Here is a 24,062-nt window from a genome sequence, read left to right on the forward strand (position 1 = left end):
CAAGGCGGGGGCCGGCGCGGGGCCAGAGTGCGTTTGCGAATCGGCTGCGTCAAGCCGCCGCACTGCGGCAAGCCGTGCTGAGCGCTGGATTTTTCGGCGTCGACCGTTGGAGGTGCTCAGGCCGTGGCGCGGCGGGTGCGCAAAATGAGAAGGAGAACGAGGATGAGGCTCACACCGGTGATCGGCCAGAACATCAGGTTGATCGCCTGCCAACCATAAGCGTTGAACACCTTGCCAGAGGAGAAGGAGGCGAGCGCCACCGCACCGAACAGCACGATATCGTGAAAACCCTGCACCTTGTCGGCTTCGTGCGGCCGGTAGCTGGAGGCGACGATGGCGGTGGCGCCGATGAAGCCGAGGTTCCATCCGAGGCCGAGCAGGATCAGCGCACCCCAGAAGTTCCAGAGCTCGATGCCGGCATGGGCGACACCCGCGCAGGCCATGAGAATGATGAGGCCGGCGGCTACCACCTTTTCCGTACCGAAACGCTGGATCAGGATGCCGGTGAAGAAGCTCGGCGCAAACATCGCAAGCACATGCCACTGGATGCCGAGCGTCGCGAGTTCCGGCGAGAAGCCGCAGCCGATGACCATGGCGAGCGGCGCGCCGGTCATCATGAAGGTCATCAGCGCGTAGGAGGAAATGCCGCAAAACATACCCGTCAGGAAACGCTGGGTCAGCACGATTTCCTTCAGCGGCCGCGCGGCCTGGCCGCTCGCGGTTCCCGCGGCCTTGTGATCGGGCAGGCGCAGGAACAGGAAGAGCGGGATGGCAGCAAGGCAGAGCGGCAGCAGCGCCACGAAGGCGCCGGCAAACAGCACCGGCTCGAACAGATCCTTGGTGAAGATGACCACTTGCGGGCCGAGCACGGCCGAAATCACGCCGCCGGCCAGAATCCAGGAAATGGCACGCGGCTTGTAGAACGAGGGCGACGCATCGGCGGCCGCAAAGCGGATTTTTTGCGCAAAACCACCCGATATGCCGATGAACACGAAGCCGAAGGCAAAGAGCCAGAAATCGCCGCGGAAAAGCGCGATGGCCGCGATGAGCCCCCCCGAGGCCCCCAGCAGCGCGCCGACAATGAAACCATGGGTTCGGCCGAGCAAGCGCGCCGCGATGGCGACCAGAACTGCACCAAGCGCGACACCGATGTTGAAGCCGGTCAGCGGGGCGGTGGCAAGGGATTTGTCCTCGCCGAGCAGGTTGTAGCCGGCGAGGCCGCCGATCGAAAAGGCGATGGGGCCGGCCGAGGCAAGCAGGGCCTGCGCAAATGTCAGCAGGAACACGTTGCGGCGCGCGGCCGAAAGTTCCCGTTCAAGACCTTCGACCGTACCCGTGCTCATGCCATTCTACCAATCTACTTGCGGATATCCGTCCGGACCTGCTTGGCGATACGGTCGAGCACCGCGTTCACCAGCTTCGGTTCCTCGTCTTCGAAGAACGCCTTGGCGATTTCGACATATTCCGTGACGATCACGGCGATCGGCACGTCCTTGCGTTCCTTCAGTTCGAACGTGCCGGCGCGCAAGATGGCGCGCACGGTGGAATCGACCCGCGAAAGCGCCCAGTCATCCTGAAGCGCTGCGCCGATCATCGGATCAAGCAGGCGCTGATCGCGCACGACCCCCGAGACGATCGAGCGGAACCACGAGGCGTCGGCCTTGAGATAGGTGTCGCCGTCGAGTTCCTGGCCAAGGCGGTGCGCCTCGTATTCCGCCACAACCTCAAGCACGCCAGCGCCGCCGACGTCCATCTGGTAGAGCGCCTGCACGGCCGCAAGCCGCGCTGCGCCGCGCTGGTTGGCCGGCTTTACCGGCTGCTGGTCCTTGTCCGTCGTCACTGTTCGCCGCCCAGTTTCTTCTTCAGCTCGATCATGGTGAGTGCCGCACGGGCGGCAAAACCGCCCTTGTCGCCTTCGGAGCGGCGCGCGCGCGCCCACGCCTGCGCGTCGTTCTCGACAGTCAGGATGCCGTTGCCGATCGGCAGGCTCTCGCTGACGGCGAGGTCCATCAGCGCGCGGCTGGATTCGTTGGCGACGATGTCGAAATGATAGGTCTCACCCCGGATGACCATGCCGAGCGCGACGAAACCGTCATACCAGGTGCCGCCGTTTTCCGCACCGTCGAGCGCCATGGCGACGGCCGCGGGGATTTCGAGCGCGCCCATGACGGTCACGATATCATAGGTGGCGCCAGCGGCGTCGAGCGCATGTTTGGCGCCGTCGAGCATCGCATCGGCCATGTCATCGTAGAAGCGGGCTTCAACGATGAGGAGATGGGGATTATCGGTGTTGGCCATAAATCACCTGAAAATTGGAAGCAAGCCACGCATCTGCGGGCAGAGGCGGCGGTCAAACCACGCCCGACGGTGCTTGGCAAGCATTTTCCGCCCCGTGCGGCGATTTCGGCCCCCGGCAAAGGCCCACCGCCTGAAACAGGATTGACATATCGGAACAAAATAAGAACGATATGTCAATTCCCGGTAGGAGGAAACCGACATGAGTGAACAGCAATCCCCGGTCGTCAGCATAGCCGGGTTGGAACTCGAACACTGGAGCCAAGGCACGCTCTACGAATCCCGCGACACATCCTTTGGCGCCCGTCTCGGCCTCAAGGACCTCGGCATCGGTTATGGCGAGGTGCCGCCGGGAAAATCCGGCTGTCCCTTCCACAATCATCACGTCGAAGATGAGCTTTTCGTCATCCTGGAAGGCCACGGCACCTACCGCTTTGGCACCGAGCGGTATCTCGTCGGGCCGGGCGACGTACTGGGCGCACCGGCCGGCGGCACGGAAACCGCGCACCAGATCATCAACACCGGTACGGTCCCGCTCAAATATCTCTCCATCTCCTCCATGGCGGCCACGGAAATCTGCGAATATCCCGATTCCGGCAAGCTCCTTGCCAAGACACGGGTCGCGATGGGCGGCAGGACGGAATACAGCGCCATGCGGCGGATGGGCGAAGAGATCGACTACTGGGAGGGCGAACCCGGCGCTTAGGGCAGGTCAGGCGGCCAGCGAGACGCGGTTCCGGCCGTTCCGCTTGGATATGTAGAGCGCCTTGTCGGCATTGCTCAGCAGGGAATCGAAGTTCACACAGTCCTCACCGCCCAAGGCGATGCCGGCGCTGACGGTGCAGGTGATGGAGCGACCACCGATGGGGATGAGCTTTACTGCGAAATCCATGCGGACGCGTTCGGCGATGTGCTGGGCGCGATCCGGCACGGTGCGGTCGAGCACGACGATGAACTCCTCGCCCCCGAGACGAGCGACGCAGGCGCCCGCGCCACAGGCATCGCGCAGAACATCGGCGAAAGCTTTCAGCACCGCGTCACCGGCGGCATGGCCGTGGCGGTCGTTGACCGACTTGAAACTGTCGAGGTCGAAGGCGATGGCCGCGGTGTGCGTCCTGACCGGTTCTCCGCCATAGGTGTCGAAGAGGGCGCGGCGGTTCAGGAGGCCCGTCAATGCGTCGGTCATGGCGGCGCGCTGGTGGTTGCCGGCCACACGCCATTGGTTGAGGGCAAGCGACATGGCGCCGATGCCGGTAATGCCGATGATCGCGGCAATCAGGTTGAGATTTTCCGCCCAGTTTTCCGGCGCGTGCCCCATCACCCACTGCCCGTCATGGAGCAGCACGCCGGCGCAAAGCAGGAATGAAACAGCCGTCAGCAGGTAGAGCATGACGATGCCGGTCAGCGGCAGCGGCGCCTCCGCACGGCCCTGCCAGTATTCGCGTGCTGTCGCGGAGAGGCAGCCGGCCAGCAGCAGATTGAGCGCGATGAAGCCGAGGCCATCAAAACCTGCGGCCAGCAGCGGCAGTGCAATGGCCGAGCAGGCGAGAAACACAACAGCGATGCGCTGGCGCCCGCTCTTGCCGGAACGGAACCGGTAGGCGGCGCCGTAGATGAAGGCGAATCCCAGGAACTGCAGCACGAAAGCTAGGCACGCGACCGCGACGGTCGGGCGCTCGACATAGACGCTGTAGACGATGACGGCCGGCACGATGAAGCCGATGCCGATCGACCAGGACAGGAGAAAACGCTCGACCCGCGCCGACATCCACGAAGCAAAGAGCGTCGCCGACAGGCAGAAGCCTGCAAGGCCGATCGCCAGCAAAAGAGTGTGGTAGTGAGGCGCCATGCGGCAACGGTCTCCAGCGATCCGATGCGCGCACCCTAGGGAGGGAGAGGTATCGATATCGTTACCGCAACCGTTGGTTTTTTATCGACGATTGTCCCGCTCCGTGACAACGCCGGCGACTGTCACGCCGACGTCACGCCTTGGGTGCGGGAAACTCCGCAAGCCGCGCCGCATAGCGCGCCATGGTGTCGACCTCGAAGTTGACGAAGTCGCCCGCCTTGCGCTCACCCCAGGTGGTCACTTCCAGCGTGTGGCGGATAAGCAGCACGTCGAAGACCGCGCCATCGACCGCGTTGACGGTGAGCGAGGTGCCATCGAGCGCGATGGAGCCCTTGGGCGCGACGAAGCGCTCCAAGCCTTCCGGCGCACGGATGCGGTAGCGCGTGGCATCACCCTCGGCTTCGACCGAGAGAATTTCCGCCTTGCCATCGACATGGCCGGAGACGATGTGGCCGCCGAGTTCGTCGCCGATCTTCAGCGAGCGTTCCAGATTGATCTTGGTGCCGGCCTTCCAGCCGGCGATCGTCGTCAGCCGCAGCGCCTCTTCCCAGGCTTCGACCTCGAACCAGCGGGCATTCGCCCCCTCTTCTGGAAGCGCGGTGACGGTGAGGCAGGTGCCGGAATGGGCAATCGACGCCCCCATGTCGATGGTGGCCGGGTCATAGTTGGTGCGCACGCGAAGGCGAACGCCTTCGTTCATGGGCTCAATCTTCTCGACCGTTCCGATATCCGTGACAATGCCGGTAAACATCACTCGTCTCTTTCGTAATCTTGCAAAACATCCGCACCATAGCGGGCCGTGTGGCTGAGCGAAAACCCGTCCGGCATCCGCTCCGACACAAATGGGGATGCGACGCCGTCTTTGCCAATGGTGCCGGTGCCGTTGAACAGCAGGACGCGATCGACCAGGCCCGCGTCGAGGAAAGACCGCGCCGCCCGTGCGCCACCTTCGACCAGCAACGAGGAAATGCCGCGCGTGGCGAGCGCGGTCAGCAGCGCATCGAGCCGGCGCGGATCGCAGATCAGCACCTCGACGCCGAGCGCCTCGAGTGCCTCGCGGCGAAGAGCGAGGGCCGGGTCATCCATGCTTTCCTTCGCCGTCACCACGATGACCGGCACCGCGCGCGCCGTCCCGGCGAGTTTTGATGTCGGCGGCAGTTCCAGGCGTGGATCGAGCACGATGCGGACCGGCGAGCGCGCTTCCAGCCCTGGCAGGCGGCAGGTCAGTTCGGGATCGTCGGCGAGCGCCGTGCCGATGCCGATCAGGATGGCATCCGTCTCGGCGCGCAGCACATGCACCTGTCCGCGCGAAACGGGACCGGTTATGGCCACCTGCCCTGCCCCCAGCCGGCCGAGCATGCCATCGGCAGAAACGGCAAGTTTCAGAGTCACATAAGGCTGCTTCTTCGTCTGGCGATTCAAGTACGCCGCGAGTGCCGCGCGGCCTTCCGCCTCCAGAACGCCCGTCTCGACCGCGATGCCGGCATCCCGCAGCATCGAAAGCCCCCTGCCCGCTACCCGCTCGTCCGGGTCCGTCACCGAAACGACGACGCGTGCCACACTGGAGGCAATCAGCGCATCGGCGCAGGGCGGCGTCTTGCCGTGATGCGAGCAGGGTTCGAGCGTCACATAGGCGGTAGCACCCCGAGCCGCTTCGCCCGCTTCCGCGAGCGCCTGCGTTTCCGCATGCGGCCGGCCACCCGGTGCCGTCACGGCCGAGCCGAGGATCACGCCGTCCTTGACGATCAGGCAGGCGACGGAAGGATTGGTGGACGTAAGCCCGAGATTGCGGCGGCAGAGGCGGATCGCCGCTGCCATGAAGCGTTCGTCTTCGGCCAGGCCGGACATCTAGCCGTCCGCGCCCGGATCCCGGGCGATCTTGGCGGCAACTTCGGAGAGGATCTTCTCGAAATCGTCGACATGGGAAAAGTCGCGGTAGACCGAGGCGTAGCGCACGAAGCCCACGTCATCGAGAGCTTTCAGGGCTTCGAGCACCTGGAGGCCGATTTCTTCGGACGAGATTTCCGTCTCGCCGGAGCTTTCGAGGCGCCGGACGATGCCCGAGACCGCGCGTTCGATGCGGTCCCGGTCGACGGGCCGCTTGCGAAGCGCGATCTCGAAGGATTTCACGAGCTTGTTGCGATCGAAGGGGGCCTTGCGGCCCGTCTTCTTGGCAACCATCAGCTCGCGCAGCTGCACCCGTTCGAAGGTCGTGAACCGACCGCCGCAATCCGGGCAGATGCGCCTGCGGCGAATGGCGGCCCCGTCCTCTGCGGGACGGGAATCCTTCACCTGCGAATCTTCCGAACCACAATAGGGGCAGCGCATTCTCGTTCCTTACATGTAAGGGTACATCGGGAAGCGGCCCGTCAGCGCGACGACCTTTTCCCGCACGGCCGCCTCGACCGCTGCATTGCCCTCGTCGGAATTGGCGACCTTCAGGCCGTCGAGAACCTCGACGATCAGGTTGCCGATTTCCGTGAATTCCGCTTCCTTGAAGCCACGGGTCGTGCCGGCCGGGGTGCCGAGACGGACACCGGAGGTGACGAACGGCTTTTCAGGGTCGAACGGGATGCCGTTCTTGTTGCAGGTGACGTAGGCACGGCCGAGTGCTGCTTCCGCCCGCTTGCCGGTGGCGTTCTTCTTGCGAAGGTCGACCAGCATCAGGTGGTTGTCGGTGCCGCCCGAAACGATGTCGAGGCCGCCGGCCTTCAGCGTCTCGGCCAGCGTCTTGGCGTTCTTGACGACCTGCGCGGCGTAATCCTGGAATTCCGGCTGCAGCGCTTCGCCGAAGGCAACGGCCTTGGCGGCGATGATGTGCATCAGCGGGCCGCCCTGGAGACCCGGGAAGACGGCCGAATTGATCTTCTTTGCGATATCCGCATCGTTCGTCAGAACGACACCGCCGCGCGGGCCGCGCAGCGACTTGTGCGTCGTGGTCGTCGCAACATGGCAATGCGGGAACGGCGACGGATGCTGGCCACCGGCAACGAGGCCGGCAATGTGCGCCATGTCGACCATGAGGTAGGCACCGACTTCATCGGCGATCTCGCGGAAACGCTTCCAGTCCCAGATGCGGGAATAGGCGGTGCCGCCGGCGATGATGAGCTTCGGCTTGTTCTTGCGCGCCTTTTCGGCAACGTCGTCCATGTCGAGAAGGTGGTCGCCTTCGCGCACGCCGTAGGACACGACGTTGAACCATTTGCCTGACATATTGACCGGCGAACCGTGCGTCAGGTGGCCACCCGAATTGAGGTCGAGGCCCATGAAGGTGTCGCCCGGCTGCAGCAGCGCGAGGAAGACGGCCTGGTTCATCTGCGAACCGGAGTTCGGCTGGACGTTGGCGAAGTCGACGCCGAACAGCTTTTTCGCACGCTCGATGGCAAGCTCTTCGGCGATGTCGACGAACTGGCAGCCGCCGTAATAGCGCTTGCCCGGATAACCCTCGGCATACTTGTTCGTCATGATCGAGCCCTGGGCTTCGAGCACGGCGCGCGAAACGATGTTCTCGGAGGCGATCAGCTCGATTTCATGGCGCTGGCGACCGAGTTCCTTCTCGATGGAGCCGAAAATATCCGGATCGGTATCGGCAAGGGAACGCGTGAAGAAAACTTCGGTGGCGGAAGACTGGCTCATCCTCGAGGCTCCTTAAGGGTGGGTGGCACGGTGTTTAACGTCCTCGCATGGCAAGGGCAATATCCGCTCCACGGTTTGCGCCATTTCCACGCGCCTTATGCGATAAAAACGACAAGGTGCAAAAAGCCGAAACGACAAAGGCCCCGCATTCCCGTGGAATGCGAGGCCTTTGAAAAAATCAGACAATTTGCCTTATTGCGGCAGAAGGTCGCTGTCGACGGCCTGGCCGCCTTCCTGGTTGTAACCGGTCTGGAGGGCAAGCTCGGTTGCGCCGTCCTTCTGGTAGATGTCGTCGCGGAACTGCACGACACGGTCCTTGGCCGACCAGGCGGTGATGTAGGTGAAGAAGACCGGCACTTCCTCGGCAAGCTTGACCGGCGTGTTGACGCCGCTCTTGATCGTCGCTTCCATCTGCGAGCGCGACCAGCCGGGTGTATCCTTGAGCAGCCAGAGCGAGAGATCGCGCACGTTCTGAACGCGCACGCAGCCCGACGATTCGAAACGCATCAGCTTGTTGAACAGGCCCTGCTGCGGCGTGTCGTGCATGTAGACCTGATGCTCGTTGTGGAAGTTGATCTTCGTCGACGACATCGCGTTGATCTTGCCCGGGTCCTGACGGAACATCAGGTTCGGTGCCTTTTCGGCATTCCAGTCGACCGTTTCCGGCGAAACTTCGCCGCCCGAACCGTCGAACAGGCGGATGGAGTTACGCGCGAGGTAGGTCGGATCCTTGCGCATCAGCGGCATGATGTCCTTCTGGATGATCGAGCGCGGCGCGGTCCAGTAGGGATTGAGGATCACTTCGTAGATCTTGGAGTTCAGCACCGGCGACTGGCGGTCGATCTTGCCGACGATGGCGGTGTGGCGCGAAGCGACGCGGCCGTTTTCGACAGCCTCGATGTACGCGGCCGGAATGTTGACCACGACATAGCGGCGGCCGAGATCGCCGGACATCGCCTGGAGGCGCACGAGATTCGTCTGGAGCTGGCCGAGACGAACGACGGCGGTGACGTTGAGGGCCTTCTGCGTATATTCGCCGACGGCACCGTCGGACGGCAGGCCGTGACGCGCCTGGAAGCGCTTGACGGCGCCGTCCACGTAGGAATCGAAGGCGCCGTTCGTACCGGCGGAGCGCGGCAGGTCGCCGGAAATGATCAGGCGCTGACGCAGCTGCTGCACGGCCGGGTCGGAGACGCCCATTTCAAGCTTCTGCTGGGTGTTGACCGACGGCCAGCCGCCGGTGGAGACGATGTTCTGGTAATCGACAATCGCCTGCTGGAGGTAGCCGGACGTACCGGAACCGAAGATCGGGTTGTTGGAGACCACGGCAGTGGCGGTACGCGAGGCTTCGGCATCGAACTGGTCGTCCCAGTTGCCGCGGCGCGGAGTATTGAGGATGTCGTCGAGCGCTGTCTGGGCGAGCGCGGGGCCAGCCAGGGCGGCGGCACCGAAGGTTGCGGCGGAGCGCAGGAAGGCGCGGCGCGAGAACACATCAAATCCGGGTTTGCGAGACATTTATCCTACCATCTCCTGAGCGCCGCAACGGGCGGCGAAGTGCACGCGGCACATCGACCAAAGGTCCATACCCGATGCAGCTATCACGAACAGGGTTAACAAACGCAAACCGGCCTTGCCACTCGCGCATACCTTAAGCCCCACGTTCGGGTGTCACAGCAATATGGCCAATTCGTGTCTCGGGGCCTCACACACCGCCCGCGCGGAGGGGCCAAAGACGAATCGAAAAGCCGGACGCGCAGGGAACGCGGCCGGCTTTTAAGGAGGAGGTCGGAAATTGCGCCTGGAATTACAGGCGGTAGAGGATCGAGTCGTTCCAGAAGCGGTCGAGGCGCTGGAGCAGCTTGTTCATCTGGTTGAATTCGCCCTCACCGATGCCGCCGACCTTCTGGATCGAGCCCGTGTGGCGCTCGTAGAGCTTGGCGACGGTTTCCGCGATCTCCTGGCCGCTTTCCGTCAGGCTGATGCGGACGGAGCGACGGTCGATGCGCGAGCGCTGGTGGTTGATGAAGCCGAGATCGACCAGCTTCTTGACGTTGTAGGAGACGTTCGAGCCGAGATAGTAGCCGCGGGAGCGAAGTTCGCCGGCGGTGAGCTCGGAATTGCCGATGTTGAAAAGGAGCAGCGCCTGGACGGCGTTGACGTCGGAACGACCAGCGCGGTCGAACTCGTCCTTGATGACATCGAGCAGGCGACGGTGCAGACGCTCGACGAGGTGGAGGGATTCCAGATAGAGGTTGCGGATCGCGTCTTCCTGCGGGTCGACGACGGGGGCCTGCTGCGGCTTCATCTTGGTGTTCATGGTTACTGCCTCACTGTTTTGTTTGGCGGTGTGGTTTGTTTTCCCGCCTTGAGTGAGAACCTAACGAATGCATCTAAAATTCTACTTAAACTGCAGGCTTAACAGCGCCTTACCGGAAGGCGACTCTGTCTCAGGGTGAATCAGTTCTTACCGGGCGGGTTTGCCGGCGCCGCTGAATGAAGAGCACCGCCTGGAAAAGAACGAAGACGATAGCCACCGCGCCATGCGCAAAAACAAGCAGTCGGTCGATGCCGAAAATGGATGGATAGACCTCGTGCATGGCGACCTCCGTCGCTGCCGCCAGGAGCCAGATCACCGGTCCCCAGGACACGAGAAGCCAGAGGCCGACGGCGGCCACGGGGTAGAGCACGGCAAGCGCCGTATAGGCTGCCTTCCATGCCGGCGGCAACAGATCGAACCGCCCCTGCCCGTTGAAGGTGAAGCCCGTCAGCATCGCCCAATATTGCAGCGCGAACCACAGCGAGCCCACCGCCACCAGGCGCAGGAACAGCATAAACAGCGTTTCGGTCAGGCTCGGCCTGGGGCCCTTGGCAGAATCAGCAACCATGGCGCGGACACTAAGGGCAAGGCCAGCCGGCATAAAGCCCGCCCGTGCATTTAGCAGCAAGACGGGAGCATATGGCCTTGCACACATAATGCGGAGGAACGCCTGCACGGCCATATGCCGCAGGCCTCCCCTGTGCTGGTGATTTGATTGCCGGACCCAGCGTGATAAGGAGGCGTCAATCGGATCGTGCAGAGGAAAAGGCAACATGACCGGCAGAACCATTGTCGACGACATCACCGGCAGCCGCCGCATGCGGCGCAACCGGAAGGCCGACTGGACGCGTCGCCTCGTGCAGGAAAACCGCCTGACGGTCGACGATCTCATCTGGCCGGTCTTCATCGTGCCGGGCACGAACGTGGTCGATCCGGTCGCCGCCATGCCGGGCGTCAACCGCATGAGCATCGACAAGCTCGTCGAAGCGGCGAAAGAGGCCGCCGACCTCGGCATTCCCGCGCTCGCCACCTTCCCGAATATCGAGATGTCGCTGCGCGACGAGACCGGCTCCCACTGTCTCGCCGCCGACAACCTCATCAATGAAGCCACCCGCGCCATCAAGAAGGCCGTGCCGAACATCGGCGTCATCACCGATGTCGCGCTCGATCCCTTCACCAGCCATGGCCATGACGGCGTGCTGCGCGGCGATGTCATCGCCAATGACGAGACGGTCGAACTCGTTGCGAAGGCCGCCGTCATTCAGGCTGATGCCGGCTCCGACATCATCTCCCCTTCGGAAATGATGGACGGCCGCGTCGGCGCGATCCGCCGCGCCCTCGATGACGCCGGGCACCAGAATGTCGGCATCATGTCCTATGCGACGAAGTTCGCCTCTGCCTTCTACGGCCCCTATCGCGATGCGATCGGCACCGGCGGCCTGCTGAAGGGCGACAAGAAGACCTATTACATCGATCCGGCCAACGGCACCGAGGCCATCCGCGATGCAGCGCTCGACGTCGAGGAAGGCGCCGACATGCTGATGGTCAAGCCCGGCCTGCCCTATCTCGACATCTGTTGGCGCATGAAAGAGGCCTTCAGCCTGCCGGTCTTCGCCTATCAGGTCTCTGGCGAGTACAGTCAGATCAAGGCCGCCGCGATGAACGGCTGGATCGACGGCGAGCGCGTCATGCTCGAAACCCTGCTCGCCTTCAAGCGTGCGGGCTGCGATGGTATCCTGACCTACTTCGCGATGGACGTCGCACGGCATCTCGCCCGCAAGGGTTGAACTCCAAACACGCTCCTCCCCCGTCATGCGAGCCCCCGGGCCGCCGTGACGGGGAACGTTTCTGCCTTTGACTCACCCGTTGTTTTCCATCAGAGCATCCCCATATCAGTGGCATGTTCCATTCGGGAGACAACGAGATGAGTGCCGATTTCAATGAAACGCGGGTTCCGACGACGGACTGGCAGGCCTATCGCGGCGTGCTGTCGCGCCGTATCTTCGCGTTTCTGATCGACTATGCGATCGTCGCGCTGCTCTGGATTCCGGCTGCTGTCGTGGTCTTCTTCCTCGGCATCCTGACGCTCGGCCTCGGTTTCTTCCTTTATCCCGCGCTTTTCGCCATCGTCGCCATGCTCTATTTCGGCCTGACCATGGGCGGTCCCAGCCAGGCGAGCGCCGGCATGAATGTCATGGGTCTTGCACTTGCCCGCGTCGATGGCCGCCCCGTCGATTTCCTGACAGCGATCGTGCATCTCGTGCTCTTCTGGATCGGCAATGCGCTTCTTACACCGTTCGTCGTGCTCGTCGGCCTCTTCACCGATCGCGGCCGCCTGCTGCATGACCTTTTGCTCGGCACCGTGGTGGTTCGCCGCGACCGTTATTGACAACAGCCAAAACGGGCAGGCGAAATCCTCCGGTTGACCTTTTTTTGAACTAGGCCATGGTATTGGCATAGAAGTGTCACACGACGGAGTCGCCTCACGGCCGATGAATACGCAGGCAACATCCTCCCCGCAGTTCTATCTCACCGCGCCGGCGGCTTGCCCCTATCTGCCGCAGGAGATGGAGAGGAAGGTGTTTACCCACCTGGTGGGTGAACGCGCGCCGGAGCTGAACGATCTCCTGACCCAGGGCGGCTTCCGCCGCTCGCAGAACATTGCCTATCGCCCGGCCTGCGAAACCTGCCGCGCCTGCATTTCCGTGCGCATCCTCGTCAACGAGTTCAAACCGCGCCGCTCCATGCGCCGGGTGCTTGCAACGAATGCCGATCTCATCGCATACGAATATCCGGCCGAGCCGTCGAGCGAGCAGTATTCCCTCTTCCGCCACTATCTCGATGCCCGCCACCAGAAGGGCGGCATGTCGGACATGTCGGTGCTCGACTATGCGATGATGGTGGAAGACACCCACGTCAACACGAAGATCATCGAATACCGCCTGCGCGAGGAGGGTGCCGGCCTTCAGGAGCGGCCGCAGGGCGAGCTTCTGGCCGTGGCGCTCACCGACCGCATGGGCGATGGCCTGTCGATGGTCTATTCCTTCTATAATCCGGAGCGCGCCGACCGCTCGTTCGGCACCTTCATGATCCTCGACCATATCCGTCGCGCCAAGGCGCTCGGCCTGCCGCATGTCTATCTTGGCTATTGGGTCAAGGGATCGCGCAAAATGGACTACAAAACAAAGTTTTTGCCGCAGGAACACCTGATGCCGCGGGGTTGGGAACGCTATGATGGGGAAAATACCGAAACCCAGCCGTAGAATCGATTCCCGCCTTGTCCCAGAAGAATGACCCGGCCCTTCATCGCAAGGGGCTTCTCATCACCGCCATAGGTGGTCTTGCCCTCTCCTTCGATATTCCGCTGATCCGCTCCGCCGACGGTGACGTCTGGTCGATGGTCGTCCTGCGCAATATATCGGTCTTCGTGATGGCGCTCGCTCTGTGGGCCGTCCTGAATTTCGTTTTCCGCCGCAAGACGGTGCTCATTCCCGGCCGCATCGGCCTGCTGATCGGCCTGGTCTATGGCATAAACGGGCTGACCTTCATGCTGGCGGTGTTCAACACGACGACGGCCAATGTCGTCTTCATCCTCGCCTTCACCTCGATGTTCGCCGCCATCCTCTCCTGGATCTTTCTGGGCGAGCGGCCGAGCAACGCGACACTCCTGACCATGGCCACCATGGTCGCCGGCGTGCTGCTGATCGTGCATGACGGGCTTTCGAGTGGAAACGTCTTCGGCGACGCGATGGCCGCCTGTTCGGCTTTTCTGCTGGCGATCGCCCTGACGCTCAGCCGCAGAAGCGGCGCCGACATGGGCTTCGTGCCGCTCGTTGCCGCCGTGCTCTCGGGCGTCGTCGCGCTGTTCTGTCTTCCCTCCGCCGGCCTGACGGTCGCCGAACCCGTCTACATCCTCTTCAACGGCCTCGTGCTGCTGCCCCTCGCCTTCTGGTGTCTCGCCACCGGCCCACGCTACCTCTCGGCACCGGAAGTCGGCATGTTCTACCTGGTCGAGACCGTGCTCGCTCCCATCTGGGTCTGGATCGTCTTCGCCGAAACCCCTACCACGCAAACCCTGATCGGCGGCTCCATCCTCATCCTCGCGCTGCTTGCCCATTCCTTCTGGCAGATGCGCTCAAAAGCCCGCGCCGCCAGGGCCGGCGATGCGGCGGCGGAATTTCCGTTCACGGGGTAAGCTTGTGGTAGATGACAGCGGATGTTATAACTAAGTTATAACTGAGGTAAAAACCATGAACATTACCATCCGCAAGATCGGCAATTCCGAAGGCATCATTATCCCGAAAGACGTCCTTGAACGCATGGGGGTCAAGGCGGGTGACGAGATTACGATGACGAGCGAAGGCGGAAAGCTCATTCTCACTGCGGCCGACGGCGATTTCGACCGGCAGCTCGGGCACGCCGAGAAATTCATGGACCGCTACAAGGTGGCGCTCAAGAAGCTCGCTGAATGAGCATCATCTTTCTCGAACGTCCTCTCGTTGAACGGTTGCAGGCCATTCAGATCCAGCGGTTCGGCGGAGCAACTGGTCTACGGGACGAAAACGCCTTTGAATCGGCGCTAGCCCGGCCCGTCAACAAGGCATACTACGGCTGCGAGGACATATTCGAACTCGCCGCAGCCTATGTCTTCGGGCTGGCAAGGAACCACCCCTTCGTCGATGGCAACAAACGCATCGCGATCGTCGCTGCGGCCGTCTTTCTGATGGACAACGGCTACGAGATCGCAACAGACGACGCGACGCTTTACACTTTCGTGCTCGCCGTCGCCGCCGGGGAGATCGACGAAGAGGGTGCGACCCGCTTCCTGCGCGACGTCAGCGTCGCCTATTCCGGCTGATCAGCCGCTGAACTTGCCGCTCCGCGGAAAACCCTTCGGCACGGTACGGCCGGCCGTCGCGCGGTCGGCGAGCCATTCGGCGAGCTCGTCCTTGGTGCGCACGAAATTGCGGCCGGCGCTGTCGTCCCAGGTCAGTCCGTCGGCGAGTGCGAAGCAGCGCAGGTCGGAAATGCCGCCGTCCTTGTAGCGCTGCAGGCGTACGCCCTTGCCGCGCGACATTTCCGGCATCTGCGCCAGCGGGAAGACCAGCATCTTGCGATTCTCGCCAACGACGGCGACATGATCGCCGCGCACCGGCACCACGAGCTTCGCCTCATCCGGCATGCCGACATTCATCACCTGCTTGCCCTTGCGGGTATTGGCGACCATCTCGGTTTCCGAAACGATGAAGCCATTGCCCGCCTGCGAGGCGATGATGACCTTGCGCGACGCATCGTGCACGAAGGCGGTCAACACGGCCTGGTCGTTTTCCATGTCGACTATGATGCGCAGCGGCTCGCCGTGGCCGCGGCCGCCCGGCAGCTTGTCGGCGCCGAGCGTGAAGACCTTGCCACCCGTCGTCACGATCAGAACCTTGTCCGTCGTCTGCGCCGGGAAGGCCACTTTCAGCGCGTCGCCTTCCTTGAACTGCAGGCCGGACGTGTCGGCCATATGACCCTTCAGCGCGCGAATCCAGCCCTTCTCCGAGATGACGACCGTGACCGGCTCCTTCTCGATCATCGCCTGCTGGATCGCCTCGACGTCGGCCTCCGGCGCGCTTGCGAACTGGGTGCGGCGACGGCCGAGCTCGGTCGCCTTGGCGAATTTCTTGCGAACCTCGCCGATTTCCCAGGCGACGGTCTGCCACTGCTTCTCATCAGAGGCGAGCAATGCCTCGATCTCCGCCTTCTCCTTCGACAGGGTGTCGAATTCGGTGCGGATCTCGAACTCTTCCAGCTTGCGCAAGGAGCGCAGGCGCATGTTGAGGATCGCTTCGGCCTGCACGTCCGTCAGCGAGAAGGTCTCCATCAAGGAAACCTTCGGCTCATCCTCCTCGCGGATGATGCGGATCACCTCGTCGAGGTTGAGATAGGCGACAAGATACCCGCCCAAAATTTCAAGCCGGCGGTCGATCGCCGCCAGCCGGTGGCGCGAACGGCGCTGGAGCACGTCGCGCCGGTGGGCGAGCCACTCGACGAGCACGTCACGGAGACCCATGACGCGCGGCACGCGCCCCATGGACAGCACGTTCATGTTGAGCGGAATGCGGCTTTCCAGTTCCGAAAGCTTGAAGAGCGATTCCATCAGAATCGTCGGATCGACGGTGCGGCTCTTCGGCACCAGCACGATGCGCACGTCTTCCGCCGATTCGTCGCGGATGTCCTCGAGCAGCGGCAGCTTGCGGGCAATCAGCAGCTCGGCAATCTTCTCGATCAGCCGCGACTTCTGCACCTGGTAGGGAATTTCGGTGATGACGATCTGGTAGCCGCCGCGTCCGAGATCCTCCGTCTGCCACTTGGAGCGCACGCGGAAACCGCCCCGCCCCGTCCTGTAGGCCTCAAGGATGCTTTCCCGGCTGTCGATGATGATGCCGCCGGTCGGCAGGTCCGGGCCCTGCACGAATTCGACGAGCTTTTCCACCGGCGCGTCAGGCTGACGGATCAGGTGCAGTGCCGCGTCGCAGAGTTCATGCACATTGTGCGAGGGAATGGACGTTGCCATGCCGACGGCGATGCCGGACGAACCGTTCGCGAGCAGGTTCGGGAAGGCGCCCGGCAGGACGACCGGTTCCTCGTCTTCCTCGTTGTAGGTCGGGCGGAAGTCGACGGCATCCTGGTCGATGCCTTCGAGCAGCAGCGTCGCGACATCCGTCATGCGCGCTTCGGTGTATCGATAGGCAGCCGCATTGTCGCCGTCGATATTGCCGAAGTTGCCCTGGCCGTCGACGATCGGATAACGCTGCGAGAAATCCTGAGCGAGGCGCACCAGCGCATCGTAGACCGACTGGTCGCCGTGCGGATGGAACTTACCGATGACGTCGCCGACGATACGCGCGCATTTCTTGAACGAGGAATTGGCACGAATGCCCATTTCGCTCATGGCGTGGATGATGCGGCGATGCACCGGCTTCAGGCCATCGCGGACATCCGGCAGCGCGCGTTGCGTGATGGTCGACAGCGCATAGGCAAGGTAGCGCTCTTCCAGCGCCGCCTTGAGGTCGACCGGCAGGATGTTGTCGTCTCCGCCATCCGGCGGCAAAGTGTTTTGTCCCATGGCCCTTGACTAGCGGTCCTACCGATTCGCGGCAAGGAATCCGGGCGATCCAGCTGTGGATAGCAGTTTGTAAAGCCTGCCGCGAAAATACGGCCGCAGATCGAGAATTCCATGGAAAGTTGCGCCGGCCCGAATATAGTCGCCGCGCCGCACGTCAATGAGCGGTAAACGGCAAGGCAGCCGTCCAAAAATCCAGAAAGAGAGCCAATCCATGATGCGCACCTCCCATTTCCGCACCCTCCTCGCCGGCGCAGCGCTCGCCACCCTGGCAAGCCCTGCATTCGCGCTTGATGGCGCGGATCTGCTGGCCAAGCTGAATGCCACCTATGCCACGAGTGGCGTGACCGTCACTTCGTCGAACGTCGCCGTTGACGGCTCGACCGTCACCCTCGAAGGCACCGAAATGAAGGCGACTGGTGCTGAGGCACCGATCAAGCTCGGCACCGTCACCATGGAAGGTGTCGAAGAAGACGGCGAAGGCGGCTACACGATCGAAACCGTCGCCTTCCAGGACATCAATGCCACGGAAGGCGAAACGTCGGTTTCCGCCAAGGATATCGCGCTCAACGGCGTGTCCATTCCCGGCACGGTGGTTTCCGGCACGCTCGAATCGCTGATGATGTACGAATCGGCCACGGCCGGCCCGGTCAGCGTTACCGCCAAGGGCAAGGAAGTCTTCTCCATGTCCGGCATGGAGGCGAACATCACGCGCATGGACGCCGATGCCGGCCTCGAATTCGACGCGACGCTTTCCGACCTCAAGGCCGACCTGACCGCCGTCGAGGACCCGAAAGCCAAGGACGCGCTGGCCAAGCTCAACATGCAGACGCTGGAAGGCAAGGTCTCCATGTCCGGCAGCTGGGAGCTGGCGAGCGGCAAGATGGCCGTCGATGAATACGCCTTCGACTTCAAGGATGTCGGCCGGCTCAACATCGGGCTGGAAATCTCCGGCTACACGCTTGATTTCGTGAAGGGCATCCAGGAGGCCATGAAGGCCGCCGAAGCCAACCCGAACAAGGAAGAAGCCAACGCCGCCATGGGCATGTCCATGATGGGCCTCGTCCAGCAGCTGACCTTCAACAGCGCCTCGATCTCCTTCGAAGACGCCTCGATCACCAAGAAGCTGCTCGACTTCGCCGGCAGCGAACAGGGCGTCACGGGCGACCAGATGGCCCAGTCGCTGAAGGGCCTGGTTCCGATCATGATCGCCCAGCTCAACATGCCTGACCTGCAGAACCAGATCTCGGCCGCCGTCAACACCTACCTTGACGACCCGAAGAGCCTGACGATCAGCGCACAGCCGAAGGAACCCGTTCCGTTCCCGATGATCATGGGTGCCGCCATGGGCGCACCGCAGACCATCCCGCAGGTCCTGGGCGTCACCGTCACGGCCAACGACGAGATGTAAGCCGCGTTCGGCAACCCGCTTGAAAAGAAAGCCCGGAGCATAGCTCCGGGCTTTCTGCTTTTGAGGTGACGTTCGTCAGCGGGCGTCTGCCGCCTGCGGTACCGGCGCCGACCACTCGACGCGGCGCGTCGCATACATGGTAGCCGCGATGGTGACGAAAGAAATCAGCGCGCCAGCGAGCAGCGCATATTCGTCTTCCCGCAGCACGAGATACATCACGCCGTAGGCGGAGAGCAGCACGGCACCGAGCGACAGCCCGTTCTTGCGGCTGCCCGTCGCGCTGCCAAGATAGGCAGCGATCAGGAGTGTCGTCGCGAGAGCGGCAATGACGTAGGCGATGGTGAAGCCGGTATGCTCCGCCAGCGCCAGGAGCAACACGTAGAAGACGATCAGCGCCAGGCCCGTCAGCACATACTGGATCCAGTGCACCATGCGACCACCCTTCAGCTCGACGACGAAGACGGCGAGGAAGACGAGCGAGATGAAGCCGATCGAGTATTTCAGCGTGCGGGAGATGACCTGGTAAAACTGGACGGGTTCCACGAGGTTGATCGACATCATGCTGCCCGACAAGGGCAGCGTCGAGCCGGCTGCGACTCGGTCGATGCCGCGGGCAAGATAGGGGATCGTCCACTTGGCCGTGAAGTCCGATGCGGTGATCGTCTTCTGCTCCGGCAGGAAGAGACCTTCGAAGCCCGGATGCGGCCAATTGGCCTTCGCCGCGAAACTCGTCGTCTGGCCGGCGGGCGCGACGGCGAAGCTGCGCGAGCCGTTGAGCGACAGGGCGATCTCGAAGGCAAAGCCGCTTTCGACGAGTGGCCTTTCGATCGGCCGGTGCACGCCGGTGCTGGATTGCGGCGTGGCATACCCATCGGCACCGACAACGGTCATGGCGGAAATCTGCCGCATGCCGGGATCGAACGGCCGCACCGCGCCGTTGTCGATCTTAACGCCGGCATCGGAGCGGATACCGGTAATGTCGTTGATGTTGAGCACGAGGATGGCGCGATCGAGCTGCGGCGTACCGGAGAACTGCGCGAGATCCTGAAGGATGTTGTTGGCGAAGCGACCCTTCAATGTCAGGGCGCCATTGTAGACCGGCAGCGTATAGATCGAGAGCCTGCGCTCCTCCGCCTTCAGATCCGCCGTGACATCCAGTGTTTCCGGCATGACGAGTGCCCATTCGGTCGTCTGCTCGACGATCGTGCGGCCATCCACTTCGCGGCTGCGCTGCACCTCGAACGGCACGGCCAGATACGGCCCGTTGATCGCCTGGTCGCCACCCCAGCCGTTGGCGATGCGGCGGGACACATCGGCAGCCCTTTGTGCCCGCTCCTCCGTCAGGCCCCAGACGAGCAGCAGCGGCACGAGCAGCGCCACGGATATGATGCCGATCATGATGAACTTTACGCCGGGCGAGCGCAGGAAAGTGGCGACGTTGCTGCGTGGCTCTGGGTAATGGGAATGCCGGGGTGGCGTCGGGACGGGATCGTCCGCTTCGGTCGCTGTCATGAAAAGTCCCTCCAGTCATGAATCGCCTCTTCTGGGCGCAACTTCACGCTAGGGGTGCATTTGGACTGATTGTGCGCGGAATTGGGCTCGACTCGCGGCGAATTCACGGCATTGTGACGTCTTTTCGCGAAACCCGGGGTTCGCGGCTGAACCCGACGCAACGCGCCGGGTTCTCGCGGGATATCAGGGCTATTCCAGAACCTGGACAACTGTCCGGGTTTGCGGGTTCACGATGACCCGGCGTTCATTGACGACCGTGTAGGCATAGTCGCCATAACCATCGACCGGATGAACTTCCACGGTATCGGGGATGACCTTGCCGATCAGCACATCGCCCTCATAGGCGACGGACGGAACCTGCTGTTCCAGCACATAGGTGCGGACTTCGCCCGGCACGACGACGGTGGATTCGGTCATGACCGGATCGGTCTCTTCGACGATAACCGTGCTCTGGGCATAGGCCGATGCGGACAGCGTCAGAAGGGCCGTCGTGGCAAGAATAAGCGTGTTTCGCATGTTCATTCTCCTCTGCTTGACGGGAAGAGAACGGCCCGGACGGGCAAGTGTTCCGACGGGCGAAAGCCGCAAGCAGCTTTCGCCCTGTCAGACGATCAGTCTTTCTTCTGCGTCGGCACGACGCGCAGTGCGAGCTCGCGCAGCTGTGCCGGCGTTGCCGGGCTCGGCGCGTTCATCAGGAGATCCTGCGCCTGCTGGTTCATCGGGAAGATCGAAATCTCGCGCAGGTTCTTTGCACCGACGAGCAGCATGACGACGCGGTCGATGCCGAATGCGCAGCCGCCGTGCGGCGGTGCACCGTACTGGAAGGCACGATAGAGGCCGCCGAAACGCTCTTCCACGTCGGCCTGGCTGAGGCCCACCTTCTCGAACGCCTTGACCATCAGCTCCGGCGACTGGTTACGGATCGAGCCCGAGGCGATTTCGAAACCGTTGCAGACCGCGTCGTACTGGTAGGCCTTGAGCTCCAGCGGGTCCTTGTTGTCGAGCGCGTCGATACCACCCTGCGGCATGGAGAAGGGGTTGTGCGCGAAGTCGACCTTCTTTTCGTCTTCGTTGTATTCGTAGAACGGGAAGTCGACGATCCAGCAGAAATCGTAACGCTCGCGGTCGACGAGGTTCAGCTCCTCGCCAGCGCGCGTGCGGGCTTCGCCGGCGAACTTGTAGAACTTTGCCGGATCGCCGGCGACGAAGAAGCAGGCGTCACCGTCATCGAGGCCGAGCTGCGTGCGGATGGCTTCCGTGCGCTCCTCGCCGATGTTTTTCGCCAGCGGACCGGCGCCCTCGATCTTGTCGGCTTCCTTGCGCCAGAAGATATAGCCGAGGCCCGGCTGGCCCTGGCTCTGCGCCCAGGCGTTCATGCGGTCGCAGAAGGCTCGGCTGCCGCCGGTCCTGGCCGGGATCGCCCAGACCTGAACCTTCGGGTTCGACGCGATCATGTTCGCGAAAACCTTGAAGCCGGAGCCGGCGAAGTGATCGGTCACAGCCTGCATGACGATCGGGTTGCGCAGGTCCGGCTTGTCGGAGCCATACTTGCGGATCGCCTCGTCATAGGGAATGCGCGGCCAGTTCTTCGTCACGGGCTTGCCTTCGGCAAACTCCTCGAAGACGGCCGTCATCATCGGCTCCATCGTGTCCCAGACGTCTTCCTGGGTGACGAAGCTCATCTCGACGTCGAGCTGGTAGAATTCGCCCGGCAGGCGATCGGCGCGCGGGTCTTCATCGCGGAAGCACGGCGCGATCTGGAAGTAGCGGTCGAAGCCGGCAACCATCAGAAGTTGCTTGTACTGCTGCGGCGCCTGCGGCAGCGCGAAGAACTTGCCCTCGTGGATGCGCGACGGCACGAGGAAGTCGCGCGCACCTTCCGGCGAGGAAGCCGTCAGGATCGGCGTCGTGTATTCGGCAAAACCCGCCTCGCCCATGCCCTTGCGCATGGAGGAGATTATCTGCGTGCGCTTGACGATGTTCTTGTGCAGCGTCTCGCGGCGCAGGTCGAGGAAGCGGTACTTCAGGCGCACGTCTTCCGGATAGTCCGGCTCGCCGAAGACCGGCAGCGGCAGTTCCTTGGCAGCCGAAAGCACTTCGATCTCCAGCGCGTAAAGCTCGATCTCGCCGGTCGGCATGGTCTTGTTGACCGTATCCTCGGTGCGCGCCTTGACGCGGCCGTCAATGCGGATCACCCATTCGCCGCGTACCGTCTCGGCCATCTTGAAGGCCGGAGAATCAGGGTCGGCAACGACCTGGGTGATGCCGTAATGGTCGCGCAGGTCGATGAAGAGCACGCCGCCATGATCTCGAACGCGGTGAACCCAGCCGGAAAGGCGGACAGTGCCGCCGACATCGGACTTGCGGAGAGCGGCGCAGGTGTGGCTGCGGTAAGGGTGCATCGTGGTATCCTGAAATGCTGAAAGGCCGCGCGGGAAGAACCCGGCGCGGCGACCAAGAAAAATCGGGCGGAAAAGCGCATGGCGGGGCCGATTTGTCAAGGCTTGCGGGGTGGCAAGCACCGACAGGGCGCCCTTCACCCGCTCCTGAGCGCTCGGCGCATCTTTCCTGACGGTAGCGGAAAACGGACGTCGCGTATCCCCTTCCCCACGTGAAAAAAGGGCTCGAAACAGCGATTCGTGCACATCCTTAAAAATCAGCAGTCGAATTGCCCAACAAAGCCTGATCGCCTGCACGTCCCGTGGTGAAGATTGCGCGAGGAAACAGCGGGATAATGACAATCGAAAGCACCGCCATGACCAGAAAGAACCCTTGGGAACCTATCTGCGTGGCTATGATGCCGAACAGGATCGGGCCTATGATAATGGCGATCGAGAGCACGACGAACACGGTTCCCGAGCCTATCGAAGGCCGTTCCCTGAAGAGCGAGATACCCCAGACAAGAAAGCCGTTTCCTGGCGCAATGGACGCCACGCCGAACAGGATGGCCGACGTGAGGACGACAAGCTGATTGCCTGGCGCCAGGGCGAGCAAGGCATAGGACAGCCCACATGCCGGCATGCTGATCGCCAACAGGCCCCTCACGCCCAGCCGCAGGACTGCCGCCCCCGTCAGCATTGCAGGCAGGCCCGCAAGGCCAAGCAGAACCCAGAACAGCCGGTCCATGGGAAACGCCATGCCGCCGGTGGACAGGACCAAATCGACGGCGAACGTCAGATAGATGCTGAGAAGCAGGCCATACACGAAGACGGAAACATACAGAGGCATGCAAGCGCGTCTTGTGAACAGGCTGAAACCGAGAGGCAAGGCCACGCCCGAAGCAGGACGTGGCAACCGGGCCGTCGGTATAAGCCAGAAATGCCAGAGGGTAACGACCAGCCCGATCGCGGCCATGACGATCCATGCCTGCTGCCAGGATGATTGCAGCCAATAGGCCGCCAAACCCGTCAGAACGATTCCCGGTGCCGCGCCGGCATTGACCGCGCCGATTGCCCGGGGTTTCCACGGGGCCGGCAACCAGGCTTCGATTGCCTCGAACATCGCCGGCGAGAGAATGCCTGCGCCTACCCCGGCAAGTACGATGCCCACAGTCGCCACGGCAACGCTCGTCGCCATCCCTGCAAGCAGCAATCCGGCCGTGGTTGTTACGCCTGAAAGAAGGATGAAGGTTCGCGGCCGAAAATGGATGGCCATGGCCGATGCGACAATGGTTGCGACCAGATAGAGGATCGCATTCAGGCTTGCGATGAGCGCCAGATCGAACGTCGTGAGATCGAGCTGCGCTCCGATCGACGGCAGGAACAGCCCGTAGGCATACCGCCCCATTCCGTACGTGACACTGGTCATCGCGACGCAGGCGGCGGTAAAGGCAAGCGGAAAGTGCTGATTTGACGGAGATGGCATGAAGCAGGACTTCAAAGAATATTTGATCACGCCAACATCATCGCGATTGTACACCGGTTAGGAAGCAAAT

24 protein-coding genes are annotated in these 24,062 nt (G+C 62.7%); 8 read left to right on the forward strand and 16 right to left on the reverse strand.

Annotated features, from left to right (window positions below):
* Nucleotides 1-116: 116 nt before the first annotated feature.
* From AC1RT2_RS16680 to ribH, 3 genes are read right to left on the reverse strand one after another with little or no spacing between them, the layout of a single operon-like run.
* On the reverse strand, nt 117-1,343 hold the full coding sequence (locus AC1RT2_RS16680) for an MFS transporter (protein ID WP_493103632.1): 1,227 nt from the start codon (nt 1,341-1,343) through the stop codon (nt 117-119).
* Nucleotides 1,344-1,357: 14 nt separating this feature from the next.
* The gene (nusB, locus tag AC1RT2_RS16685) at nt 1,358-1,840 is read right to left on the reverse strand and encodes a transcription antitermination factor NusB (RefSeq protein ID WP_069059183.1); all 483 of its coding nucleotides are present in this window, start codon (nt 1,838-1,840) and stop codon (nt 1,358-1,360) included.
* Complete coding sequence (gene ribH / locus AC1RT2_RS16690; protein ID WP_069059184.1) at nt 1,837-2,298, reverse strand: 6,7-dimethyl-8-ribityllumazine synthase; 462 nt, start codon at nt 2,296-2,298, stop codon at nt 1,837-1,839. Before ribH ends, nusB begins: the two co-directional genes overlap by 4 nt.
* 199 nt (nt 2,299-2,497) lie before the next feature.
* On the opposite strand from ribH, the gene AC1RT2_RS16695 reads away from it, so the two are divergent.
* On the forward strand, nt 2,498-3,001 hold the full coding sequence (locus tag AC1RT2_RS16695; protein ID WP_493103635.1) for a cupin domain-containing protein: 504 nt from the start codon (nt 2,498-2,500) through the stop codon (nt 2,999-3,001).
* 6 nt (nt 3,002-3,007) lie between these two features.
* On the opposite strand, the gene AC1RT2_RS16700 is transcribed toward AC1RT2_RS16695, so the two are convergent.
* The 8 genes from AC1RT2_RS16700 to AC1RT2_RS16735 form a co-directional block, all read right to left on the reverse strand.
* Nucleotides 3,008-4,144 (reverse strand): GGDEF domain-containing protein, encoded by a 1,137-nt coding sequence (locus AC1RT2_RS16700; RefSeq protein WP_493103637.1) that lies wholly within the window; start codon nt 4,142-4,144, stop codon nt 3,008-3,010.
* A 133-nt stretch (nt 4,145-4,277) separates the two neighbouring features.
* Nucleotides 4,278-4,895, reverse strand: coding sequence for a riboflavin synthase (locus tag AC1RT2_RS16705; RefSeq protein WP_493103639.1), 618 nt, complete (start codon nt 4,893-4,895; stop codon nt 4,278-4,280).
* Nucleotides 4,895-5,992, reverse strand: a complete 1,098-nt coding sequence (gene ribD, locus AC1RT2_RS16710; RefSeq protein ID WP_493103640.1) for a bifunctional diaminohydroxyphosphoribosylaminopyrimidine deaminase/5-amino-6-(5-phosphoribosylamino)uracil reductase RibD — start codon at nt 5,990-5,992, stop codon at nt 4,895-4,897. The genes AC1RT2_RS16705 and ribD overlap by 1 nt, the downstream gene beginning before the upstream one ends.
* A complete protein-coding gene (gene nrdR, locus AC1RT2_RS16715; protein ID WP_069059189.1) occupies nt 5,993-6,472 on the reverse strand; it encodes a transcriptional regulator NrdR in 480 nt (159 codons plus the stop codon).
* A gap of 9 nt (nt 6,473-6,481) precedes the next feature.
* Nucleotides 6,482-7,780: a serine hydroxymethyltransferase gene (gene glyA / locus AC1RT2_RS16720; protein ID WP_069059190.1), complete on the reverse strand. Its 1,299-nt coding sequence runs from the start codon at nt 7,778-7,780 to the stop codon at nt 6,482-6,484.
* Nucleotides 7,781-7,972: 192 nt separating this feature from the next.
* Nucleotides 7,973-9,295 (reverse strand): L,D-transpeptidase family protein, encoded by a 1,323-nt coding sequence (locus AC1RT2_RS16725; RefSeq protein ID WP_069059191.1) that lies wholly within the window; start codon nt 9,293-9,295, stop codon nt 7,973-7,975.
* Nucleotides 9,296-9,584: 289 nt separating this feature from the next.
* Nucleotides 9,585-10,097: a transcriptional regulator LdtR gene (gene ldtR / locus AC1RT2_RS16730; RefSeq protein ID WP_069059192.1), complete on the reverse strand. Its 513-nt coding sequence runs from the start codon at nt 10,095-10,097 to the stop codon at nt 9,585-9,587.
* 130 nt (nt 10,098-10,227) lie between these two features.
* Nucleotides 10,228-10,698 (reverse strand): DUF6163 family protein, encoded by a 471-nt coding sequence (locus AC1RT2_RS16735; RefSeq protein WP_353652372.1) that lies wholly within the window; start codon nt 10,696-10,698, stop codon nt 10,228-10,230.
* Between the two features lie 172 nt (nt 10,699-10,870).
* Between AC1RT2_RS16735 and hemB the strand changes: the two genes are divergently transcribed.
* The 6 genes from hemB to AC1RT2_RS16765 all read left to right on the forward strand — a co-directional run bounded on the left by hemB (nt 10,871) and on the right by AC1RT2_RS16765 (nt 14,955).
* Nucleotides 10,871-11,884, forward strand: coding sequence for a porphobilinogen synthase (gene hemB, locus AC1RT2_RS16740; RefSeq protein ID WP_493103643.1), 1,014 nt, complete (start codon nt 10,871-10,873; stop codon nt 11,882-11,884).
* A 137-nt stretch (nt 11,885-12,021) separates the two neighbouring features.
* Nucleotides 12,022-12,486, forward strand: a complete 465-nt coding sequence (locus AC1RT2_RS16745) for an RDD family protein (protein ID WP_069059194.1) — start codon at nt 12,022-12,024, stop codon at nt 12,484-12,486.
* Nucleotides 12,487-12,589: 103 nt separating this feature from the next.
* On the forward strand, nt 12,590-13,360 hold the full coding sequence (locus tag AC1RT2_RS16750) for an arginyltransferase (RefSeq protein ID WP_069059195.1): 771 nt from the start codon (nt 12,590-12,592) through the stop codon (nt 13,358-13,360).
* Between the two features lie 14 nt (nt 13,361-13,374).
* Nucleotides 13,375-14,292: a DMT family transporter gene (locus AC1RT2_RS16755; RefSeq protein WP_493103646.1), complete on the forward strand. Its 918-nt coding sequence runs from the start codon at nt 13,375-13,377 to the stop codon at nt 14,290-14,292.
* 55 nt (nt 14,293-14,347) lie between these two features.
* The gene (locus AC1RT2_RS16760) at nt 14,348-14,569 is read left to right on the forward strand and encodes an AbrB/MazE/SpoVT family DNA-binding domain-containing protein (RefSeq protein WP_493103648.1); all 222 of its coding nucleotides are present in this window, start codon (nt 14,348-14,350) and stop codon (nt 14,567-14,569) included.
* Complete coding sequence (locus tag AC1RT2_RS16765) at nt 14,566-14,955, forward strand: type II toxin-antitoxin system death-on-curing family toxin (protein ID WP_493103650.1); 390 nt, start codon at nt 14,566-14,568, stop codon at nt 14,953-14,955. The genes AC1RT2_RS16760 and AC1RT2_RS16765 overlap by 4 nt, the downstream gene beginning before the upstream one ends.
* Here AC1RT2_RS16765 and parC read toward each other — a convergent pair whose 3' ends face one another.
* Nucleotides 14,956-17,208 carry a DNA topoisomerase IV subunit A gene (gene parC, locus AC1RT2_RS16770; protein ID WP_493103652.1) on the reverse strand — a complete coding sequence of 751 codons (2,253 nt, stop codon included), beginning with the start codon at nt 17,206-17,208 and terminating at the stop codon, nt 14,956-14,958. It lies immediately after the preceding gene.
* Between the two features lie 211 nt (nt 17,209-17,419).
* On the opposite strand from parC, the gene AC1RT2_RS16775 reads away from it, so the two are divergent.
* Nucleotides 17,420-18,616: an aq_1923 C-terminal domain gene (locus AC1RT2_RS16775; protein WP_069059200.1), complete on the forward strand. Its 1,197-nt coding sequence runs from the start codon at nt 17,420-17,422 to the stop codon at nt 18,614-18,616.
* Between the two features lie 75 nt (nt 18,617-18,691).
* Here AC1RT2_RS16775 and creD read toward each other — a convergent pair whose 3' ends face one another.
* The 4 genes from creD to AC1RT2_RS16795 form a co-directional block, all read right to left on the reverse strand.
* On the reverse strand, nt 18,692-20,128 hold the full coding sequence (gene creD / locus AC1RT2_RS16780) for a cell envelope integrity protein CreD (protein ID WP_493103654.1): 1,437 nt from the start codon (nt 20,126-20,128) through the stop codon (nt 18,692-18,694).
* A 189-nt stretch (nt 20,129-20,317) separates the two neighbouring features.
* The gene (locus tag AC1RT2_RS16785; protein WP_069059202.1) at nt 20,318-20,644 is read right to left on the reverse strand and encodes a DUF1236 domain-containing protein; all 327 of its coding nucleotides are present in this window, start codon (nt 20,642-20,644) and stop codon (nt 20,318-20,320) included.
* 95 nt (nt 20,645-20,739) lie between these two features.
* Nucleotides 20,740-22,530, reverse strand: a complete 1,791-nt coding sequence (gene aspS, locus AC1RT2_RS16790; protein WP_069061444.1) for an aspartate--tRNA ligase — start codon at nt 22,528-22,530, stop codon at nt 20,740-20,742.
* Nucleotides 22,531-22,777: 247 nt separating this feature from the next.
* Entirely contained in the window at nt 22,778-24,022 is a 1,245-nt protein-coding gene (locus tag AC1RT2_RS16795) for an MFS transporter (protein ID WP_493103657.1), read from the reverse strand.
* Between the last annotated feature and the right edge of the window lie 40 nt (nt 24,023-24,062).

It is taken from the genome of Shinella sp. GW821-FHT11G07, assembly GCF_058808115.1.

Bases quoted from the DNA above. Each gene is read 5' to 3' on its own strand.
- AC1RT2_RS16680 (WP_493103632.1), bottom strand. From the start codon at position 1,343: ATGAGCACGGGTACGGTCGAAGGTCTTGAACGGGAACTTTCGGCCGCG.
- ribH (WP_069059184.1), bottom strand. From the start codon at position 2,298: ATGGCCAACACCGATAATCCCCATCTCCTCATCGTTGAAGCCCGCTTC.
- AC1RT2_RS16695 (WP_493103635.1), top strand. From the start codon at position 2,498: ATGAGTGAACAGCAATCCCCGGTCGTCAGCATAGCCGGGTTGGAACTC.
- AC1RT2_RS16700 (WP_493103637.1), bottom strand. From the start codon at position 4,144: ATGGCGCCTCACTACCACACTCTTTTGCTGGCGATCGGCCTTGCAGGC.
- AC1RT2_RS16705 (WP_493103639.1), bottom strand. From the start codon at position 4,895: ATGTTTACCGGCATTGTCACGGATATCGGAACGGTCGAGAAGATTGAG.
- ribD (WP_493103640.1), bottom strand. From the start codon at position 5,992: ATGTCCGGCCTGGCCGAAGACGAACGCTTCATGGCAGCGGCGATCCGC.
- nrdR (WP_069059189.1), bottom strand. From the start codon at position 6,472: ATGCGCTGCCCCTATTGTGGTTCGGAAGATTCGCAGGTGAAGGATTCC.
- glyA (WP_069059190.1), bottom strand. From the start codon at position 7,780: ATGAGCCAGTCTTCCGCCACCGAAGTTTTCTTCACGCGTTCCCTTGCC.
- AC1RT2_RS16725 (WP_069059191.1), bottom strand. From the start codon at position 9,295: ATGTCTCGCAAACCCGGATTTGATGTGTTCTCGCGCCGCGCCTTCCTG.
- ldtR (WP_069059192.1), bottom strand. From the start codon at position 10,097: ATGAACACCAAGATGAAGCCGCAGCAGGCCCCCGTCGTCGACCCGCAG.
- AC1RT2_RS16735 (WP_353652372.1), bottom strand. From the start codon at position 10,698: ATGCCGGCTGGCCTTGCCCTTAGTGTCCGCGCCATGGTTGCTGATTCT.
- hemB (WP_493103643.1), top strand. From the start codon at position 10,871: ATGACCGGCAGAACCATTGTCGACGACATCACCGGCAGCCGCCGCATG.
- AC1RT2_RS16745 (WP_069059194.1), top strand. From the start codon at position 12,022: ATGAGTGCCGATTTCAATGAAACGCGGGTTCCGACGACGGACTGGCAG.
- AC1RT2_RS16750 (WP_069059195.1), top strand. From the start codon at position 12,590: ATGAATACGCAGGCAACATCCTCCCCGCAGTTCTATCTCACCGCGCCG.
- AC1RT2_RS16760 (WP_493103648.1), top strand. From the start codon at position 14,348: ATGAACATTACCATCCGCAAGATCGGCAATTCCGAAGGCATCATTATC.
- AC1RT2_RS16765 (WP_493103650.1), top strand. From the start codon at position 14,566: ATGAGCATCATCTTTCTCGAACGTCCTCTCGTTGAACGGTTGCAGGCC.
- parC (WP_493103652.1), bottom strand. From the start codon at position 17,208: ATGGGACAAAACACTTTGCCGCCGGATGGCGGAGACGACAACATCCTG.
- AC1RT2_RS16775 (WP_069059200.1), top strand. From the start codon at position 17,420: ATGATGCGCACCTCCCATTTCCGCACCCTCCTCGCCGGCGCAGCGCTC.
- creD (WP_493103654.1), bottom strand. From the start codon at position 20,128: ATGACAGCGACCGAAGCGGACGATCCCGTCCCGACGCCACCCCGGCAT.
- AC1RT2_RS16785 (WP_069059202.1), bottom strand. From the start codon at position 20,644: ATGCGAAACACGCTTATTCTTGCCACGACGGCCCTTCTGACGCTGTCC.
- aspS (WP_069061444.1), bottom strand. From the start codon at position 22,530: ATGCACCCTTACCGCAGCCACACCTGCGCCGCTCTCCGCAAGTCCGAT.